This window comes from Chryseobacterium balustinum, assembly GCF_900168205.1.
Taxonomy (GTDB): Bacteria; Bacteroidota; Bacteroidia; order Flavobacteriales; family Weeksellaceae; genus Chryseobacterium; species Chryseobacterium balustinum.
This window is the reverse complement of record NZ_FUZE01000001.1, coordinates 463,857-483,407: the sequence shown is the minus strand read 5'-3', so window position 1 is coordinate 483,407 and position 19,551 is coordinate 463,857. Positions and strand designations below refer to the sequence as shown.

19 protein-coding genes are annotated in these 19,551 nt (G+C 31.8%); 16 read left to right on the top strand and 3 right to left on the bottom strand.

Going from position 1 to position 19,551, the window contains the following annotated elements:
• Positions 1 to 2 precede the first annotated feature (2 nt).
• Genes B5X64_RS02335 through B5X64_RS02325 form a run of 3 tightly spaced genes read left to right on the top strand, consistent with a single transcriptional unit; the run spans position 3 to position 2,577 of the window.
• Positions 3 to 785, top strand: a complete 783-nt coding sequence (locus B5X64_RS02335; protein WP_079463715.1) for a glycosyltransferase family 32 protein — start codon at positions 3 to 5, stop codon at positions 783 to 785.
• Between the two features lie 29 nt (positions 786 to 814).
• Positions 815 to 1,894, top strand: coding sequence for a non-hydrolyzing UDP-N-acetylglucosamine 2-epimerase (wecB, locus tag B5X64_RS02330; RefSeq protein WP_079463714.1), 1,080 nt, complete (start codon positions 815 to 817; stop codon positions 1,892 to 1,894).
• Positions 1,891 to 2,577, top strand: coding sequence for an NAD-dependent epimerase/dehydratase family protein (locus B5X64_RS02325; RefSeq protein WP_079463713.1), 687 nt, complete (start codon positions 1,891 to 1,893; stop codon positions 2,575 to 2,577). The genes wecB and B5X64_RS02325 overlap by 4 nt, the downstream gene beginning before the upstream one ends.
• Positions 2,578 to 2,580: 3 nt before the next feature.
• On the opposite strand, the gene asnB is transcribed toward B5X64_RS02325, so the two are convergent.
• Positions 2,581 to 4,401, bottom strand: coding sequence for an asparagine synthase (glutamine-hydrolyzing) (gene asnB, locus B5X64_RS02320; RefSeq protein WP_079463712.1), 1,821 nt, complete (start codon positions 4,399 to 4,401; stop codon positions 2,581 to 2,583).
• Between the two features lie 91 nt (positions 4,402 to 4,492).
• Here asnB and B5X64_RS02315 point away from each other — a divergent pair, with 91 nt between their 5' ends.
• Positions 4,493 to 5,539 carry a glycosyltransferase family A protein gene (locus B5X64_RS02315; RefSeq protein ID WP_079463711.1) on the top strand — a complete coding sequence of 349 codons (1,047 nt, stop codon included), beginning with the start codon at positions 4,493 to 4,495 and terminating at the stop codon, positions 5,537 to 5,539.
• 4 nt (positions 5,540 to 5,543) lie between these two features.
• Here the strand turns inward: B5X64_RS02315 and B5X64_RS02310 are convergent, their stop codons facing one another.
• The gene (locus B5X64_RS02310; RefSeq protein WP_079463710.1) at positions 5,544 to 6,542 is read right to left on the bottom strand and encodes a glycosyltransferase; all 999 of its coding nucleotides are present in this window, start codon (positions 6,540 to 6,542) and stop codon (positions 5,544 to 5,546) included.
• 316 nt (positions 6,543 to 6,858) lie between these two features.
• Between B5X64_RS02310 and B5X64_RS02305 the strand changes: the two genes are divergently transcribed.
• Both B5X64_RS02305 and B5X64_RS02300 read left to right on the top strand, forming a co-directional pair.
• Positions 6,859 to 7,974 (top strand): glycosyltransferase, encoded by a 1,116-nt coding sequence (locus B5X64_RS02305; RefSeq protein ID WP_079463709.1) that lies wholly within the window; start codon positions 6,859 to 6,861, stop codon positions 7,972 to 7,974.
• Between the two features lie 27 nt (positions 7,975 to 8,001).
• Positions 8,002 to 8,808 (top strand): glycosyltransferase family 2 protein, encoded by an 807-nt coding sequence (locus B5X64_RS02300; RefSeq protein WP_079463708.1) that lies wholly within the window; start codon positions 8,002 to 8,004, stop codon positions 8,806 to 8,808.
• A 34-nt stretch (positions 8,809 to 8,842) separates the two neighbouring features.
• On the opposite strand, the gene B5X64_RS02295 is transcribed toward B5X64_RS02300, so the two are convergent.
• Entirely contained in the window at positions 8,843 to 9,619 is a 777-nt protein-coding gene (locus B5X64_RS02295) for a class I SAM-dependent methyltransferase (protein WP_079463707.1), read from the bottom strand.
• A gap of 93 nt (positions 9,620 to 9,712) precedes the next feature.
• Here B5X64_RS02295 and B5X64_RS02290 point away from each other — a divergent pair, with 93 nt between their 5' ends.
• From B5X64_RS02290 to B5X64_RS02245, 10 genes are all read left to right on the top strand, one after another.
• Positions 9,713 to 10,867 (top strand): glycosyltransferase, encoded by a 1,155-nt coding sequence (locus tag B5X64_RS02290; RefSeq protein WP_228418693.1) that lies wholly within the window; start codon positions 9,713 to 9,715, stop codon positions 10,865 to 10,867.
• Positions 10,864 to 11,760 (top strand): glycosyltransferase family A protein, encoded by an 897-nt coding sequence (locus tag B5X64_RS02285; RefSeq protein WP_079463706.1) that lies wholly within the window; start codon positions 10,864 to 10,866, stop codon positions 11,758 to 11,760. Before B5X64_RS02290 ends, B5X64_RS02285 begins: the two co-directional genes overlap by 4 nt.
• A 1-nt stretch (position 11,761) precedes the next feature.
• Positions 11,762 to 12,901 carry a glycosyltransferase gene (locus B5X64_RS02280; RefSeq protein WP_079463705.1) on the top strand — a complete coding sequence of 380 codons (1,140 nt, stop codon included), beginning with the start codon at positions 11,762 to 11,764 and terminating at the stop codon, positions 12,899 to 12,901.
• A gap of 1 nt (position 12,902) precedes the next feature.
• Positions 12,903 to 13,874 (top strand): glycosyltransferase family 2 protein, encoded by a 972-nt coding sequence (locus B5X64_RS02275; protein ID WP_079463704.1) that lies wholly within the window; start codon positions 12,903 to 12,905, stop codon positions 13,872 to 13,874.
• A 13-nt stretch (positions 13,875 to 13,887) separates the two neighbouring features.
• The gene (locus B5X64_RS02270) at positions 13,888 to 14,895 is read left to right on the top strand and encodes an acyltransferase family protein (RefSeq protein ID WP_079463703.1); all 1,008 of its coding nucleotides are present in this window, start codon (positions 13,888 to 13,890) and stop codon (positions 14,893 to 14,895) included.
• A complete protein-coding gene (locus B5X64_RS02265) occupies positions 14,895 to 16,040 on the top strand; it encodes a glycosyltransferase (protein ID WP_079463702.1) in 1,146 nt (381 codons plus the stop codon). Before B5X64_RS02270 ends, B5X64_RS02265 begins: the two co-directional genes overlap by 1 nt.
• A gap of 56 nt (positions 16,041 to 16,096) precedes the next feature.
• Positions 16,097 to 16,651, top strand: a complete 555-nt coding sequence (locus tag B5X64_RS02260; RefSeq protein WP_079463701.1) for a serine acetyltransferase — start codon at positions 16,097 to 16,099, stop codon at positions 16,649 to 16,651.
• A 156-nt stretch (positions 16,652 to 16,807) separates the two neighbouring features.
• Positions 16,808 to 17,473: a carbonic anhydrase gene (locus tag B5X64_RS02255; RefSeq protein ID WP_079463700.1), complete on the top strand. Its 666-nt coding sequence runs from the start codon at positions 16,808 to 16,810 to the stop codon at positions 17,471 to 17,473.
• Positions 17,474 to 17,496: 23 nt separating this feature from the next.
• On the top strand, positions 17,497 to 17,796 hold the full coding sequence (locus tag B5X64_RS02250) for a hypothetical protein (protein ID WP_074230873.1): 300 nt from the start codon (positions 17,497 to 17,499) through the stop codon (positions 17,794 to 17,796).
• 144 nt (positions 17,797 to 17,940) lie between these two features.
• Positions 17,941 to 19,536, top strand: a complete 1,596-nt coding sequence (locus tag B5X64_RS02245) for a SulP family inorganic anion transporter (RefSeq protein WP_079463699.1) — start codon at positions 17,941 to 17,943, stop codon at positions 19,534 to 19,536.
• Positions 19,537 to 19,551: the final 15 nt, after the last annotated feature.

Genomic DNA, 19,551 nt, shown 5'->3' with positions numbered 1-19,551 from the left:
CAATGATCCCAAAAAAAATACATTACTGTTGGTTTGGTGGAAAACCAAAACCAGATTCTTTTTTCATATGTTTAGACTCATGGAAGAAAAACCTTCCGGATTATGAAATTATAGAATGGAATGAAACCAATTTTGACATCAATTGCTGTGAATACGTTCGTTTAGCTACCGAACAGAAAAAATGGGCATTTGTATCAGATTATGCAAGAGCTTTAGCATTGTTTGAACAAGGCGGAATTTACATGGATATCGATGTAGAAGTAAAGTTTTCTTTAGATGAATTTCTCATTCACCGAGCTTTTTCGGGGTTCGAAATTAAAGGATCTCCGTTTACTGCACTTTGGGGTACAGAAGCAGGACATCCATGGCCAAAAAAAGTTTTAGACTTCTACAACAAAAAAACAGATTTTGATCTTACCACCAATACAGTTTTCGTATCGGATCTTTTGGTGAAAGAATATAAAGTAGACGCTAATCGGGACGAATATCAAGAGCTTGAAGACGGAATTGTAATTTATCCATCGACCTACTTCTGTCTCGATTTGCCTAAGAATTATGCAAGTCATCATTTCGTGGGAACATGGCATGAAAGAGATACTCCTAATCCTTTCAAAGATTTTGTAAGCGCTCATTTTCATTTAAAAAATATTGTAGAAATGGAAAATGGGAAAAAAGAAATACACAATGTCGTCAACAATATGAAGAAATTTTCGGCTGATGAAATTCTCAATCAATTTCCTTTAAGAATGTTGGCTAAACATATATTAAAACGTATCAAATCATAAGTTTTAGTATTTTTACAAAAATATAATTGATGACCGAAAAAATTGCAATTATTTATGGGACGCGTCCAGAATTTCTGAAAGTATTTCCTATTATCAATGAGTTTAATAGAATTCAACAGAACATTACCATTGTCAACACTGGGCAGCATGACTCTCTTTTAACAGAAATGGAAAAAAGCTTCGGAGTTATGCCCGATTTCCAGCTATCTGTGCAGTCTTTAGAATTCAGTAATTCTAATCTTATTGCAAAACTCATCAACGATATATCAAATCTCGTTCATCAGGAAAACATTCAAAAAATCATTGCGCAAGGCGATACATTTACCGTCTTGGCATCATCTATGGTGGCTTTCTTAGAACAAAGAAAATTTTATCACATTGAAGCCGGGCTTCGTACGTCTGATATTAATCTACCTTTTCCTGAAGAGTTTAACAGACGTGTTGTTTCTTTGACTACTCATGTTAATTTTTCTCCCACAGAATTATCAAAGCAAAACCTTCTGAACGAAAATATCTCTGAACATAAAATTTCTTTAGTGGGCAATACCATTGTTGACATGATAAAATACGTAACTCAAAAAGAACAGATCCAAATAGAATATCAGAATCGTGTTTTTATTACCGCTCACCGAAGAGAAAATATTGGTCAGCCCTTGAGAAACATCGCTCAGGCAATAAAAGAATTAGCTGAAGAAAATCCGGTCATTCAATTTGACTGGGCTTTGCACCCTAACCCCAATACTAGAAAAATCATTTTAGAAGTTTTTGAGAACGGTATTCCGGAAAATGTCAATTTTACAGAGCCCCTCTCCTATCTGGAAGCCATCACAAAAATGGCAAGGTCTAAAATCATTATCTCAGATTCCGGAGGTATCCAGGAAGAAGCACCAAGTTTACAAAAACGCATATTGATCTTGAGAGAAGAGACTGAGAGGCCTGAAGTTATTACTTGTAAATGTGGTATTTTGGTAGGAAGCAATATTCAAAAAATTAAACAAAGCTTCAACGCAATTTATCATCATCCTGAAGAATATATTTTTAAAAGTGAAAACAATCCTTTCGGCGACGGAAAATCTTCGGAACGAATCGTAAAAAAAATAATAGAATGATTGTCGGAAAAGGCCTTATTGCATCATTATTTACAGCTCATGACAGAGAAAACACGATTTTCTTTGCATCCGGAGTTTCAAACTCTTTAGAAACAAGAATCGAAGAATTTTTACGTGAGGAAAATCTTATTAAAAATACGATTACAGAAAATTCAGATAAAATATTTGTTTATTTTTCTACCTGTAGCATTTATGATTCTTCTAAAACCGGAAGCGATTATGTTCTTCATAAATTGAAAATGGAGCAGCTGATTAAAAAATCATGTAATCAGTTTTTAATATTAAGAGTAAGCAATGCCGTAGGAAGAGGCGGAAACCCCAATCTTCTCATGAATTATATTGTGAAAGCCGTTAAGAATGATGAAACAATTAACGTTCATACCAAAGCAACACGCAACCTCATCGATGTTGATGACATCAGAAATGTCACTTTTGATTTACTAAAAAATCAATCTTTGAATAAAATTATCAATGTTGCTTATCCGAAAAATTATTCAATCATTGAAATTTTGGAGATCGTAGAAAAATTTTACGACAAAAAAATCAAGAGCAATCTCTTAAAAAGTGGTTCAGGCTATGACATTAATATTCCTGATATTGAAAGTTATTTTAATGAAAATAATCTTATCGACAAGGAAACTTATTTATTAGGAATATTAAAAAAATATTACGCTGTAATGTAAAAATCAATGCTCTTCCATCCAGATTCCTAGTACAAGTAGAGACCAATGTTTATAATTATAGTTTAAGTTTTTTTGAACCTGTAAAAAATCGAGCTTATTAAAAATTTTTGATGCCGGGTTTTTTAATATTTTTGATGAAAGCTGTTCCATAGCAGGAATTTTCAACCATTTTTCAACAGGAGCACCAAAGCCTTGTTTCTTTTTGTTAAGAATGTTCTCTGTCAACAAGGTACCAAAAGCTTTTCGAAGAATAATTTTTGTCTGCTGAGCATCAACTTTATATTTCGCAGGAAGTACAGAGCAGAATTCAACTAAATCTTTGTCTAAAAAAGGAGTTCTTAGTTCTATAGAATGCATCATCGCAATACGATCATCTTTTACCATATAATCTCCCGGTACTATATTGGTAAGATCCATTTTCATCGCAATATTCAGATTGGTTTTATCCATTCTAAAATTGTATGAATGCTGATAATCTGAATATGATTTTAAAAGTAAATTTGTTTCTTTTTTTGTGAAATTATTATGCACTTTTTCTGTCTGATAAGAAATAATATCCGGGAACTTTGCTCTGAATATTTTATCTAAAAAATAATCTTGTCCTTTTGAGAAGCCTACCTTTTCACTTACAGTAGAGCCCACTTTATACAAAGGAAGCAATACTTTACTTGCCTTCCCTTTATCTAAAATTTCTTTTTCTTTCTGATACCATTTATACCCCCCAAAAAGCTCATCACCGGCATTTCCTGTGATTACAACGGTCATATTTTTTGCAGCTTCTTTACAAATAGTGTATGTGGCTAAAATAGCGGTATCTGCCAGTGGCTCGTCGAGTTTTTTTAAAACCTCAATCAATATTTTAGGGATTTCATCATCTTTCAAAGAAACTTCAAGATGATTGGCATTATATTTCTGTGAAATACTTCTTGCTTCAGGCATTTCGTTCCATTCTCCCTGATATTCAAAACCTAAAGTGGTAAGGTTGGGATGATGCTTAGAAGATAGCGCGACTAACGTTCCGGAATCTAAGCCTCCGCTTAAAAATGCGCCCACTTTCACATCGGCAATCAATTGTTTTTCGACAGACTCTTCAACTAAACTTTTAAATTTAATAATTGCGTCTTCTTCAGAGATCTGCAATTCTTCTTTTGGAAAATTCCAGTATTCAAAAATTTCAATTTCTCCATTTCTGTAGATGAGTTGATGAGCTGGTGCTAATGTTTTAATATTTTTATAAATACTCTGTTGGCTATCAACATACATATGGCGAAGAAAATGAAAGATTGCTTCATCATTTAATTCGGCATCTACCAAACCAGTCTCCAAAATTGCTTTAATTTCTGAAGCAAAAATAAATTCTCCGTTTTTCCCTAGTGCATAATAAAAAGGTTTCTCACCAAATCTGTCTCGAGCGCAGAATAATTGTTGTTTTTCTTCATCCCAGATTGCCATAGAAAACATTCCGTTGAGATGTTTTGGGAAATCATAACCGTATTTTTGATATAATGATAAAATAACCTCTGTATCTGTATTACTTTTAAAAGGATATCCTTTCATCTCCTTTTTTAAATTGCGATACCCATAGATTTCTCCGTTGAAAACAATGCATTCATTCTTTGAATTTGAATACATGGGTTGATGCCCGTCTTTTGAAAGATCAACAATTGCCAATCTTCTGAAACCTAAAAAACAGTTTTGAAAATATTCATGTCCTTCATCATCCGGACCGCGATGAATCATAGAATTGGTCATGTTTTTTAGACTTTTTCTATAAAAATCATCATTTATAATATTATTTTTTACGATACCCGAAATTCCACACATAGATCATTACTATATCACAAATTTAAAACTTATTTATAGAACAGGAACCGATGTAAAGCTTTTTATATCAATTAAAACAGTTTAATTTTACATGAGTAATCAATTAATTTTAGATATTTGTACAAATATGCAAGCATTACCTTTAATTTCAATTATCACAACATATTACAACTCTGTACAGTTGGGAGATTTTGTAAAATCTTCTATGAATTGCCTTCTGAATCAGACTTATTCAAATATTGAATTCATTTGTGTAAATGATGGTTCTACAGATTCTACATTAGATGATCTTGAATATTTTGCAAAAAAAGACTCAAGAATTAAAATTTACACAAAAGAAAATCAGAGGTATGCACAATATTCTAAAGCCTACGGTCAGGATAAGGCAACAGGAGAATTTATCTTCCTGTTTGACCATGATGATCTCATTGATTTTGATACCATCGAAAAATGTTACCAAACATTTTTAACTCACCCCGAGCTTGATATTGTAAGTCCTATTGTTATTACAAAATTTACTGACGGAAAAATAAAAAACACACACAATATTTATCAATCTGACTTAAAAAAAATTGAATTTAAAAAATTTACAGGATCTCAGATTATGAAAGACACTGTAGGTAGATATGACAATCATATCAGAGGATTGTACAGAAAAAAAGTTTTTAAATCTCACTCTTATCGTTTTACAGAACCCCTTTTGAATGGTGACGAAATTGTTGAAAGACTTATTTTGGAAGAAGCGAGATTTATAGGAAGTTGTGATGCTGTCTATACTCATTACATACATTCTGATTCATCATCAAAACTGATTTCTCCTAAAAAAATTGATTTTGCCCGAACAGATTATTTACTTCGTAAACTATTTAAAGAAAAAGGGATTTATGATGATCGCCGTCCTATTTTTGAATTTACTGCATATAAAAACCTAGTCAACGCAATTAAAATCTTTCATCACTTTTCTAAAAACATGAATTCTGAAGAAAAATTACTGCAAAAAAAGAGACTTCAGGAATCTTATACCGAATTAGATAAGAAAATTGTTACTTTTCAGTTTCGCAGTTTTGCAAAAATTTACAACACTTTATTGTTATCAGATTTTTCCCTGCTATTTACTTTTTATAAGTACAAAAAATAGAACTTTATCTCTCAAAACGCCAGATAAAAAGCTTTAAAGAAAAATCAGCTGGTAAGTTTTGGAAAAAATTTTTCTTTTTAACATCTACAGTGAATTTTGAACTGAAATAATCCACAAGATTTAACCTTGTTAGTTTTTGCATTCTGGAAATGTTGGTTTTCAGATATTCTCTGTCTTTTAATGCTTTCCATTGCATCACTAGAACCATCTCTTTGAAAAGAACAATTTTACTTTTAATAAGACTTTTTAATAACAGATTCTTTTCCTCTTTATAAGATTTGGTCAGATGTTCAAGAATGGTAAGGTAGTTTTCAAAATTTTTCTTTTTCCTGTTAAAAATAACCGATTCACCATGAAGATAATACAGATAAGTGATATTGTCAATAATTGCCAAAGTTTCTGTTTTGAGTAATAAATGAAAAAACCACAACTCATCCTGCGCAAATAATCCCGGCACAAAATAAATTTCGTTGTCGGCAATAAAGTCTCTTTTATATAGTTTATTCCATGAGGATGAAGGAAATCCTCCTTTACTATAAACCGAAAATATTTCAAGATGATTATCGTAATATTTTTTTTCTGCGATGGTAGGAAACCCGAAATCTTTTGTGGTATTATCAAAAGTGTTAATCCATCGATTCTGCGCTATAATAATTTGAGCATCGGTCTTCAACGCTCTTTCAACTAATAATTCTATGCAGTCTGCTGTAATTTCGTCGTCACTATCCAAAAAAAACAGATATTCTCCTGTAGCTGCTTTTATCCCATTGTTTCTTACGACAGAAAGTCCCGAATTTTCCTGATGTTCTATAATTTTAATATTGAGATTCAGATTGGCATCCATAAAACTTTTGATAAGAAACATACTGTTATCTGGTGTACAATCATTAACAAGAACAATTTCTAAATTTTTATATGTTTGATTTTTGACAGACTCCAGACATCTGATGATAAACTTTTCACATTTAAAAACGGGAATAGAAACGGTTACTAATGGTTGCATAGAGGGAATTTAATAAATGATTGTAGACAAAAATATAGAAATAAATCTAAATTTTATTTCTGCTGCTAAAACAAACCTACATGATTTTTTGTAATTATTCTCTTAAAATCAATATGTTTTAGTCATATTTTCGAAACTGGGAACTGCTTATCTGAAAATTTGTCATCTACTATCAATAAATAGTACTTGTCCCTCAATTTTGATATTTTTACAAATTATTGTAATTTTAATGCAAAAGATATAAACATATTCAAAAGAATAAATGATAATGACTAAAGATTATTACAGGCAAATTCTTGATATCTAATAAAACACAATGAAAAATCTGAAAATTTTAATTGTCACCCCAGGTCTAAATAAACCTATGGGTCCTTTTGTGAAAAATTACATTGATAAACTACCATTTGAGAAAGTTGTTCTTTTTGGAGGTTTTGTTCCTTATTTTTATTTAAACACGAGTCTTAAGAGGCAAAAAATAATAAGATATTTATTTACCGTTCTGTCTTTAATGAATCAAAAAAGGCTGGAAATACTTATCAAAAAACGTTTTAAGAAAATTCTCTTAAAAGAAAAAATTGACTGTGTTGTTGCAGATTATTTAAATACCGCCGCCGCTGTAAAAAGCATCTGTGAAGAATTAAATATCCCGATAGTTGCTAATGTTTTAGGATATGAGATTAATAAAAAGGATGTGGTAGATGGTAATAAAAAAAATTACGAAAGTCTGGCAAATTATAAATCTTACGTAATTCCTGTAGCAAAAAACATGATTCCTAAGCTGAAGAATTTTGGATTCGAAGATGAACAAATAATATATTCTCCTATTGGAGCAAAAGAGGATTTTTTTAAAATTAATCCGACATATGATGCATACCAATTTTTAGCAATTGGCCGTTTTACAGCAACAAAAGCTCCTCAAATAAGCATTAAGGCCTTTGCAAAAGTTCTTCAAAAATTTCCTCATGCAAAATTAGTTTTTGCAGGTGACGGAGAATTATTCGAAGAATGCAAAACATTAATTGAAGAATTAAAAATTGGAGAGCGAGTAGAATTAGTAGGCTGGATTAATCAGGAAGACCAATTGGAACTCTTCCGAAAAAGTAGTGTTTTTATACAGCATTCTGTAACTGCAGCCAATGGAGATGCAGAAGGTACACCTGTAGTAATTATAGAAGCTTCTGCAGCCGGATTGCCTGTAGTCTCAACCAAACATAGCGGAATTATCGATACAATAATTGATGGTAAAACGGGGTTTTTAGTTGATGAACACGATTTAGATTCAATGGCAGAAAAGATGATTTTTCTTTTAGAAAACCAAAATGTTATGAGAGAATTTGGAGATTATGGCAAAGAATTCATTCACCAAAATTTTTCATTGAATAAACATCTTGATACCGTTACCCAAACGATACTAAAAGCAGTTGCACCATAATTTAGTAACCATTTATTGTCTTCTCCTATGATTAAATTTTCCATTCTTGTCGCACATTATAACAATTATAACTATTTTACAGAATGCTATGACAGTATTCTAAAACAAACCTATCAGGAATACGAAATTATACTTGTTGACGACTGTTCTACAGATGATTCTTATGAGAAAATAATAGAACTTACAAAAGATAATTCAAAAGTTAAAGTTTTTAAAAATGAAGAAAACAGCGGTGTAGGTCTTACAAAAAAAAGATGTATTGACTTAGCCTCAGGAGAAATCTGCGGATTTGTTGATCCCGACGATACTTTAACAGAAAATGCTCTACAGACTATTATAGAAAACTACACTGAAAATAATATTGTGGTGTATTCTCAATTCTATGAATGCGATGCAAAACTAAACCCTATTAAATTATTTTCACATTCTCGTGCAATTAAAAACGGTAATAAATTATTTTTTAATGTTTTTTTTGAAGCGACTCATTTTTTCACATTCAAAAGAGAAGCGTATTATAAAACTTCGGGGATTAATGATAAACTGACCTCAGCTGTCGATCAGGATTTGTATTTAAAACTTTACGAAATTGGTAATTTTAAATTCGTAAAAGCGCCGCTTTACTATTATCGCATACATGAAAAAGGAGTTTCCCAGGAATCTTCCAAGAAAGAAAAACTGCACAAAAACTGGCATCAAACTATTTTAGATACTACAAAAAGGAGGAAAATTAATAGTTTATATGGCGAAAAAATAACCGACATTGAAAATCTCCCAGGATTTTTGAAAGTAAAACAAAATAGCATTTTCAAAAAAATTCAACGAAAATTTTTATAAACTAAAAAACCACAGAATCATCTGTGGTTTTTCTTTATTCTTTTATAATAACTCCGGCAAACTTACCGTCAAACTCAATAATATGAGGTTTGTGGTTATTTTGTTCACAATAATCTTTAAATGCCGCATTATCTCCCACATCATCACTCATAAAAACGCCTCCATTTCTCAATCTATCCCATAGAATCTTGTAAGCCCACATTCTTCCGTCATAGGTTTTATCGCTATCGTAATGTACAACATCAAAAGTTTTTGCTTTTTCAAAAATTCTAGGAAGAGATTCTTTATCTGCAAATCCGTAAAGATCCCAGTTGCTTTTGTATTTTTCAGGAATTACACATCCTACAAAATCTTCACTTTGATTTTGTAGAATATAAGGCATATCTGAACTGTAAAGTGTGCCATTTCTAGAAACTAAAGATGCCAAAGCCGCAAAAGAAGACCAACCATAAGCAACTCCTGTTTCAATAGAACTCTGAGCTTTTGCAAACTCATTGATGTAATAAATAACACTCAAAGAACCGGCACCTCCCATTTTCACAGGTGTTTTTTCCTGTATTTCTAATGCATTTTGATATTCTTGAGGGAAAATATTCTCAAAAGGAACAAAGCTTATTTTCAATATATTTTCTATGAAATCTTTTTCAGAAACAGCAATGCTTTGGCACCATTTTTCTGCTTCTTCTTTACCTCGTAAACCAGATGAACGGTTGAATATATTTTTCCATATCTTCCGTCTTAGTTCGGGATAAAGATCTGGGCGTTTAAGATAAGCGACAAATGTGCTTGTAATTTCTGAAACTTTACTCATACAGTTATGTTTTAAGGGGTAAAAATACAAAAGAATTGCACAAACAGTCTTATATTTGTTTCTTTAAGGATTAATTTTTTTTAAAATACACAAATGCCTCACAAAATAAAAGTTCTGTTCCGTCATCGCTCCATGGAAATGGGAGGAGTAGAAAGAGTACTTCTCGATTTGTTGGAGAATCTACCAAGAGACTTGTTTGACATTACTTTTTTTCTGACGATTGACCAGGGAGAACTTCGAAAAAGTATTCCTAAAGACATTGATCTCATCACTCTGCAAAAAGGAAGAGAAGATATGAGCAGCAATAAATTTCTTAGAACCTTACAGCTTATTAAAAGAAATATAATTCTCTCTTTTTACCGAAATAATCCTAAAATACTATACCGCAGAATCATTAAAAAGGATTTTGACCTTGAAATTGCTCCTACCTATGCAGAATTTGAAAACATCCTATCAAGCCCTTTAAAATCAAGAAAAATAGCATGGTTTCATACCGATGTAGGCTACGATCCTGACCAGAAAAGAGTTTTAAGCAGAATTAATGCGCTCAAAAAATTTGACTGGGTGATTTTTGGTTCTAAGCAAACCCGCGATGTTATCAAAGATTTATATCAGATTGAATATCCTAAAAGTTCTATCATTTATAATTCTATAAAAATAGATGAAGTCAAGGTAAAAGCGTTAGAATTTCCTGTTCATTACGATACAGCTCCTGTATTTTCATCTATGGGAAGACTGCATAGTCGTAAAAACTATCACACCTTGATGAAAGTACACAAGAGGCTTTTAGACGAAGGTTTTCTACATTCTATTGTCGTAATTGGTGGTGGAGCAGAGATGGAAAATTTAAAAAAGCAGGCAAAAGATCTTAATGTGGAAAGTACATTTCTTCTTCTCGACAGCCAGATAAACCCTTATCCTTATATAAAAAATTCTGATTATTTTGTTTTACCTTCAGAGTCTGAATCTTATCCTTTAACCATCGGAGAAGTAATGGGATTAAATATTCCGATTGTAAGTACAAACGTAGGCGGAATTCCAGAAATGATTGAGCATAATTTTGATGGTTATCTTGTAGAACCAGATGAAAACTCTATTTATGAAGGCATGAAACTATTTCTCATAAACACTGAGATGACAGAGAAATATAAAAGAAATATGGAGAAGTCTGTGGAGAAATTTGATAATGAAAAGATTTACAATCAGGTAACTTCTGTTTTTCAGAAACAATATCAACTTAAAGGATGAAAAAACCATTAGTCACCATTCTTACGCCTACTTATAACCGAGCGCATACTTTACCGAGGGTATTTGAATCTTTACAGAATCAGACTTTTAAAGATTTCGAATGGCTCATCATCGATGATGGCTCTACTGACAAAACGAAAGAACTCGTTGAAGAATTTCAGATAATATCTGATTTCAAAATCCGATATTATCATCAGGAAAATCAACATAAGTTTTTAACTTTTTTCCGTGGAATTGACCTTGCAGAAGGCAAATATTTTTCACCTTTAGATTCTGATGATGCCTTGCCAAAAGATTCTATGGAAATTCTTGTCAATACATGGGAGCAGATTAACGACGATCAAAATATTGTATTTGTATCAACACTTTGTGAAGATCAATTTGGAAATATAGTTGGAGACCGATTTCCTAAAGATCCATTCATTTGTAGTATTTTTGATATGCGATATAAATACAAAATCAAAGGTGACAAATGGGGAATGGGAAAAACAGATATTTATAAAAAGATGAAGCTGAATTTTGAAAATCTCTCAGGAAAAGGTTTTATTCCTGAAGGAGTTTTCCAGTTTCAGTTTGATAAACTGGGTTTTCATTACTGCACTAATGAAGTAACGAGAATTTATTTCCGGGACAAAGATGACGAGCAGTCCCTCGCTAATCAGTTTTATGATAAGAAAAATGCATTTGGCCTTGCCGAAAATTACAAAGCATTTCTGAATACGTACAGTTCAAAAATTTGGAGCAATCCGATGCCGGTTCTAAGAAATCTGGGAGGTTATCTGAAATTTTCAAAAGTTGACGGCAGATCTTTAAAAAAAATAACTTCAGAATTGAAATCCACTGAAATGAAAGTATTGGCAAATCTGCTTTACCCATTCTCAAAACTCATTTAGAATGCAAAAAAAAATACTTTTTATTTATTATCAAAATTTGAAACCGGGTGGTGTTGCAAGAGTTATGATCAATCTTGCAAATGAACTTTGTGAAAACGATTATGATATAAGTATTTTATTTTTGATGGAAGGAGACCACACTTTTTATGAAATTAATCCAAAAATTAAAATTCATACGGTTGATTCTTTTAGACATTGGGGTTTTGACAAGGTCAATCCATTATTGGATAAATATTTAAAAAAATTCAGGTACAGATACAATCTTAAAAAATATGTTTATGATTTTGGGCAATGGGATATGATGAACCAATGGCTGAAAAAAAATCACTCTCAATTTGATGTTATCATTTCATGCTGGTACAAATTATCTGCACAAATCTCTGTAAATAAAACAATCGCATCTAAAACATTTGCTTGGGAGCACTCTAATTTTGAAGTGGGTGGTAAAATTTGGGGAGATTTATTAAGACCCAAATATAAAAACTTAGCTGGAATTGTTTGCATTAATAAAGCATCTTTTAATTATTACAAAACACTCAACCCCAATTCCTATTTAATTCCGAATATTATAGGTGAACCATTTGAAAGCATCAAAAATGTTGATTTTGAAAGTAAAATAAACCAGTTGATTTATGTGGGAAGATTGGATCAAGAAAAAAATGTGAGTGCAATCATTACTATAATTTCACAAATAAATTTAAATGACTTTCATCTTAAAATTATTGGTGAAGGCCCTGAAATGGAAAATTTGAAAAAACAAGTTGAAGAAAAAAGGTTAGCATCAAAAGTTACTTTTACAGGTCGTTTGCCAATTAACGAAATCAAAAACGAACTCTTAAAAAGTAAAATCTTCCTATTTACAAGTGTAAATGAAGCATTTGGAATGGTATTACTAGAGGCAATGTTCTGTGGTAATGCACTTATTTCTTACGATTGTAATTATGGCCCATCAGATATTATTAATCAAAACAACGGCTTTTTAATTCCGCTAAATAATCAATCGCTTTTTATTGAAAAATTATCCTCTGTAATTGAAAACAACACAAGACTCAACAATTTAATAAAAACAAGCTTTAAAGATTCGGAAAAATGGAAAAAAGAAACAGCTTTGAAGGAATGGAAAACAATTTTAAATTTTTAATATGCTCATTTCAATAATTGTTCCTGTTTATAATAGTGCTTTATATTTAGAGAAATGTATCGATTCTATATTATCTCAAACCTACAGCAATCTTGAATTAATCTTAATTAATGATGGATCAACCGACAGTTCTAGAGAAATAATGGAAACCTATAAAAAATCAGACGCCCGGATTGTTTTAATCAATAAAATCAATACCGGAGTAAGCGATTCTAGAAATACAGGTATTAAAGCTTCTTCCGGTCAGATGATTTGCTTTATAGATTCTGACGATTGGGTAGATTCTGATTACTTAGAGATTTTTACATCCAATTTTGAAAACAATAATACTTTGCTTATTCAAAGTCTGAATAGAAACGGCACTTTAAAAAACATTTATAAATACAAAAGCTATAGCATAAAAACAGATATAGATCCTCTTTTTACTGATAATGATTTGTTATATTGTGGCGGGCCAATGGCCAAGTTCTATGATCAATCTGTCATTCAGAAAAACAATATTCTTTTTGATAAAAATGTAACCTATGGTGAAGATCTTATCTTTTTTCTTGAATACATAAAGCACTCAGATTTTATTCGATTTTTACCCGATGCGAAGTACCATTACAGAATTACGGAAGGATCTTTAAGCACTAAAAGAAATTATCCTGTAAAAAACTACATTGAAGTACATCATGCAATATCTCAATTCATAAATTGGGCAAAAATTACAAAAGACTCTACGTTAAAATACTTCTACGCTATCGACTGGGATATTTTAGAAGCCGGAATAGATCAAAACATCCACAAAAATCTTAAAAACCAAAAAGAAGACTTTTCCAATTTAGAAAAATCGATTACCTCACTTCACTATAAGTATGGCAATAAAAAACAAAAAATTCTGTATTTTTTCATCAAAATCAAGAATTTGCTTATCTTAAAAATGTACAAGTCTTTTTTACTCAAATTAAGTAAACTAAGAAAAGCCATCTGAAAACATACTATCGATGAATAACAAAAAACTACTTAATATTCAATACCTAAGAGGAATTGCCGCATTCATGGTTTGCGGTTTCCATACAAAAGGCTGGCTAGATAATACGATTACAAGCAATTTTGGGGAGATGCTTTTTCCATCAGGTGAATATGGAGTGCAATTTTTTTTTGTTATCAGTGGATTTATTATGGTTTATACAACGCAAAATTTAAATATTGAAAACCCATTTAAAAACGTCGTTTCTTTCCTAAAAAAAAGAATTATAAGAATCTCACCACTTTATACTGTTCTTACATTAGCTTGGTTTTTTCTTTTTATTTATCCTCTTTACTCTATTAATTATGTAAGCTGTATAAAAATTATTAAATCTCTACTTTTTATTCCTTTTGGCAATTTCCCTATTCTCTACCTGGGATGGACATTAAATTTTGAAATGTTTTTTTATCTCGTTTTTGCCTTATGCTTTTTCTTTAAGAAATATAGATATTGGGCATTATGCTTATTTTTTGTTATTCAAATCACCCTCCATCATTTAAGTTTTGACCATTCTTATATGAAACTTATTGCAAGTCCTATTATTTCTTATTTTTTTGTTGGGGTACTCATTGGTCTTCTTTTAAATTCTTTCAAAGTTTTCGCTGTACATCCATATTTAAGAATATTAGGTTTTATTATCCTTTTACTCATTCAGCTAGAAATTTTTAAGATTCCAAATTTTTATCTCCAGATGATAATTATAGGAATTTGCTGTTTTATAATATTTGCTTACGATCTTCATGCAGAAGATAAGGTTATTAAACCTCTTTATTTTTTAGGAAACATTTCATTTTCTTTATACTTATTCCATCCGTTTGTACACAAATTTTTGATGGAATATCTTAATCTAAAACCCGGTTTTTTAGAGAATCCGGTTTATAATTTATTGTTTTATATCTTTATGCTTTCTATAATCTTTGGGTTTAGTTATTTACTTCATCAGTTCTTCGAGAAAAAAATCATTCAATATTTAAGATTTTAATGAAAAAGAAAATCCTCATTCGTATTGGTTCACTTCGTCACGGTGGTGCAGAAAAAGTATTGGTAACTTTTCTGAAAAATCTACCGCAGGATCAATATGAGATTGATTTGCTTTTAAATTTATATTCCGGGAAATATCTGAGCGAAGTTCCCAATTGGATTAACATCATTTATCTGAACAAAGGAGAAATGATCACCACCAACAGAATTCAGGATATTCCGAAAAAGACAGCAAGAGTTATTTATCAGACTGCGTTAAAAAAATTCCCTACTCTTCTTTATAACGGAAAATTAAAAGGAAAAAAATACGATATCGAGTTTGCAGCGATTCACGGAATGCGAGATGAAATTCTTAATTCTCCGCTTCAATCTTCAAAAAAAATAGTCTGGATTCATAATGACCTTTCCCAAGTGAAAGAATACACAAAAACTGAGATTAAAAAATTCTTCGCTTTTGATAAAATCATGGTGATTTCCAAAAAAATAGAAACACTTTTTCTTGAATTAGCCGAAAACGAAACCGAGAAACAAAAAATCGTTAAAATCTACAATCCTTTAGATACTGAAGAAATTTTAACAAAAGCCGAAAAACCTGTTATCAATTATGAGTTTGACGAGACAATTCCTACTTTTATTTCAGTAGGAACTGTATTTCCTCAAAAAGGTTTTGACAGGCTTTTGAGAGTGCATAAAAAACTTTTAGACGAAGGTTTTACACACAAAATACTGATTATTGGCGACGGATATGATTTTGAAAATATCAAAAACCTTAAAACCGAGTTCAATCTTGATCAAACTGCAACAATGCTGGGTTTTACAGATAATCCTTATCCGTATTTTAACAAGGCTGATTTTTATATTTTAAGTTCAAGATACGAAGGTTTCCCGACCGTTTTGTTTGAGGCTATTACTTTAAAAAAGAAAATTGTTGCTACAGAAGTTTCAGGCGTAAGAGAAATGCTGAATGATGGTGAATTAGGCTTAATTGTTGAAAATTCTGAAGAAGGAATTTATTCAGGGATGAAAAAAGCTTTGATAGAATCTCAGGATTTTGAAAAATACACAGAGAATCTTAAAGATTATGAGATGCCATTTAATCTTGAAAACTCAGTGCAGAAAATCATTTCAATTATTGATGACTTGTAGATTAATTTTTGTTCTTTTTTGCCTTTAAGACCATTTAGATTTTTTAAATTTGTTCTATGGCAGACTACTCTACTATACAAAAAGATTTCTACCGGGAAAGTGGAAAATGGCTTTCTACTTTTAAAATTTTGACGAAATGTGTCAACCCTAATTTACATTTTATTTATATTTTAAGAAAAACTCAAAAGTATAGTAAGACCCCTATTTTAGGACTTTATTGGAAAGTTGTTTTAAGACATTTCCAAATCAAATATGGTTTTCAGATTTATCCTGAAACTCAGATTGGAGAAGGTTTTTATTTAGGACATTGGGGAAGTTTAGTAATTAATCCTAAAACGATAATAGGGAAAAACTGTAATATTGCTCAAGGTGTAACAATCGGACAGCAAAACAGAGGTAAAAATGAAGGTCATCCTGTAATTGGCAATGAGGTTTGGATTGGTCCGAACGCAGTGATTGTAGGAAAAATAAATATCGGTAACAATGTTTTAATCGCTCCGAATGCGTATGTGAATTTTGATATTCCGGATAATTCGGTGGTTACAGGCAATCCTGCAAAGGTTTATCCAAATGAAAATGCTACCGAAGGATATATTAACAATAGGGTATAAACCTGAATTTTATCATATTTTTATCTATATTAAACTTTGTTAAAAATGATTGATAATTCTATAAAATTAATATTTTTGCATAATTATTGATTCAGTCTATTGAATTCGAAAATAATTTAAACGAAATAAATAATTATAATCTTTAAAATTTAATTAATGAAGAATTCGTACGAAGTTATTTTTGAGAACAACAGAAAATGGGTAGAATCTAAAGTAGCAGACAATCCCCACTTCTTTGAGGATCTAGCAAAAACTCAGAATCCTGAATACCTTTACATAGGATGTTCAGACAGCAGAGCGACAGCAGAAGAACTCATGGGAGCAAAACCGGGAGAAGTTTTTGTCCACAGAAATATTGCCAATGTTGTTAATACCCTAGACATGAGCTCCACAGCTGTTATACAATATGCAGTAGAGCACTTGAAGGTAAAACACATTATAGTTTGCGGACATTACAATTGCGGCGGTGTAAAAGCAGCGATGACGCCTCAGGATTTAGGACTTTTGAATCCTTGGCTGAGAAATATTCGTGATGTTTACAGACTGCACCAAGCAGAACTAGATTCTATCGATGATGAGAGTAAACGTTATGACAGGCTTGTAGAACTTAATGTTCAGGAGCAATGTATCAACGTAATTAAAATGGCCTGTGTACAGGAACGATATATCTTAGAAGAGTATCCTATTGTTCACGGCTGGGTTTTTGACCTAAGAACAGGTAAAATTATCGATCTTGAAATTGATTTTGAGGAAATCTTAAAAGACATTCAGAAGATTTACAATCTTACAAGCTCTGATTGGGTTATGAACAGAAAGAAATAATCTTTCTTTAAAAAATTGAGTGAATGAAATTCTGGAGTATTATTACATTACTGTTTATCCTAAACTTCACAGCCTTGCCGAGCATCGCTGCGGTTTTTGGTTGGGAGATACAGAGAACGAATGTAATTTTAAATGAAGAAGAAACCCACTCTCATTATTCATCATTTACGGTTTACGAAAAGACTTTACCAAAGACTTTAAACGTACATGATTTTCTGAAGTTTTTCGAGCCTGATCTCGAGCGCAGATCTTTTGTGCTGATTGATGATTCTTTTCATCTTTCGCCATTTCTTACCATATTTTCTCCACCTCCGGAAGCTTAATTGAAATACATTAGCAATTGTTCATATCAGATTTGATGTTGAATAGATGCCCTTTTTAATTAATTCAATTTTTATCACTGATGTCTTTAATTATACTTTTTATAATTAAATATCAATCGGTTACATTTATCATTTTTCAATATCATGAAAAAATCAAAGTCATTATTTGGAGGAATAAAGGAAAATTTCCCTTCAGGCCTCGTTGTGTTTTTAGTAGCCCTTCCGCTATGTTTAGGAATTGCTTTAGCTTCTGGTGCACCACCATTGTCCGGTGTAATTGCGGGTATTGTAGGAGGTTTAGTCGTTGGAGCACTCAGTAATTCTAATATTTCGGTTTCAGGACCAGCTGCAGGGCTTACTGCAATCGTTTTAACTGCAATTACAGATCTTGGAGCTTTCGAATTATTCCTTTGTGCCGGTATTATCGCTGGTCTTATACAATTAGTTTTAGGCTTCATCAGAGCAGGTAGTATTTCCAATTATTTTCCAAATAATGTAATTGAGGGAATGCTTGCTGCTATCGGAATTATTATCATTATCAAACAAATTCCGCATGCATTAGGTTTTGATAACGACTATGAAGGAAATGAAACATTATTTTCCAACGGAATCAATTTTAATTATTTCAGTGAATTAATGGGCGCTGTACATCCCGGAGCAATCATCGTTACTTTGGTTTCTGTTGGAGTACTTTTAGCTTGGGATAAGATTCCAGCATTAAAAAGATTAAAAATGCTACCGGGTGCATTAGTTGCCGTTGCAATGGGAATTTTACTGAATGAAGCATTTAAAATGTCAGGAAGTTCTTTAGCAATTGGTACAGAGCATTTGGTTTCTTTACCCGTTCCTCAAAGTCTTGATGATTTTAAAAATTTGGTAATACTTCCCGATTTTAACGGTTTTCTTAATCCTAAAGTCTGGATCGTAGGAGCAACTATTGCAATTGTTGCATCAATTGAAACGCTACTTTGTATAGAAGCTTCAGACCGATTAGATGTTCAGAGAAGAATTACTGATACCAATTTAGAATTAAAAGCTCAAGGAATCGGAAATTTAATCAGTTCATTTATTGGGGGATTGCCAATGACATCGGTTGTGGTAAGAAGTTCAGCAAACGCTAATGCAGGAGCGACTTCGAAAGTTTCAGCAATGATTCACGGAGTTTTGCTATTGGTTTGTGTATTGACCATTCCTTTTATTTTAAATTTAATCCCTTTATCAACGCTTGCAGCAGTCTTACTTTTGGTAGGATATAAATTGGCAAAACCGGCTACATTCAAACATTTCTGGCATTTAGGAAAATTCCAGTTTATACCGTTTGTAGCGACTGTAGTTGCTATTGTTGCTACAGATTTGCTGAAAGGAGTAGGAATTGGTTTGGCAATCTCGGTTTTCTATATTTTGCAAGGAAATATGAAACGTGCTTATTATTTAAGCCGAGAAAAACTGATTGATGCAGATGGCATTACGATGAAATTGGCAGAAGAGGTATCATTCCTGAATAAAGCTGCTATTAAAAAGACATTGAAAAACATAAAATCAAACTCAACGGTAAAGATTGATGCGAGAGGAACATCATATATCGCAACAGATGTACTGGAAATGATTCAGGATTTTGCCAACATCCGAGCGAAAGAAGAAGATATTAATGTGGAACTATTAGGCTTCAAAACTTCGTACAGAGACTACGAAACCGATGAAGACTCTCACATCGTCATTACCCATAAAAGAGCAATGTAAGCTCATCAATTTTTT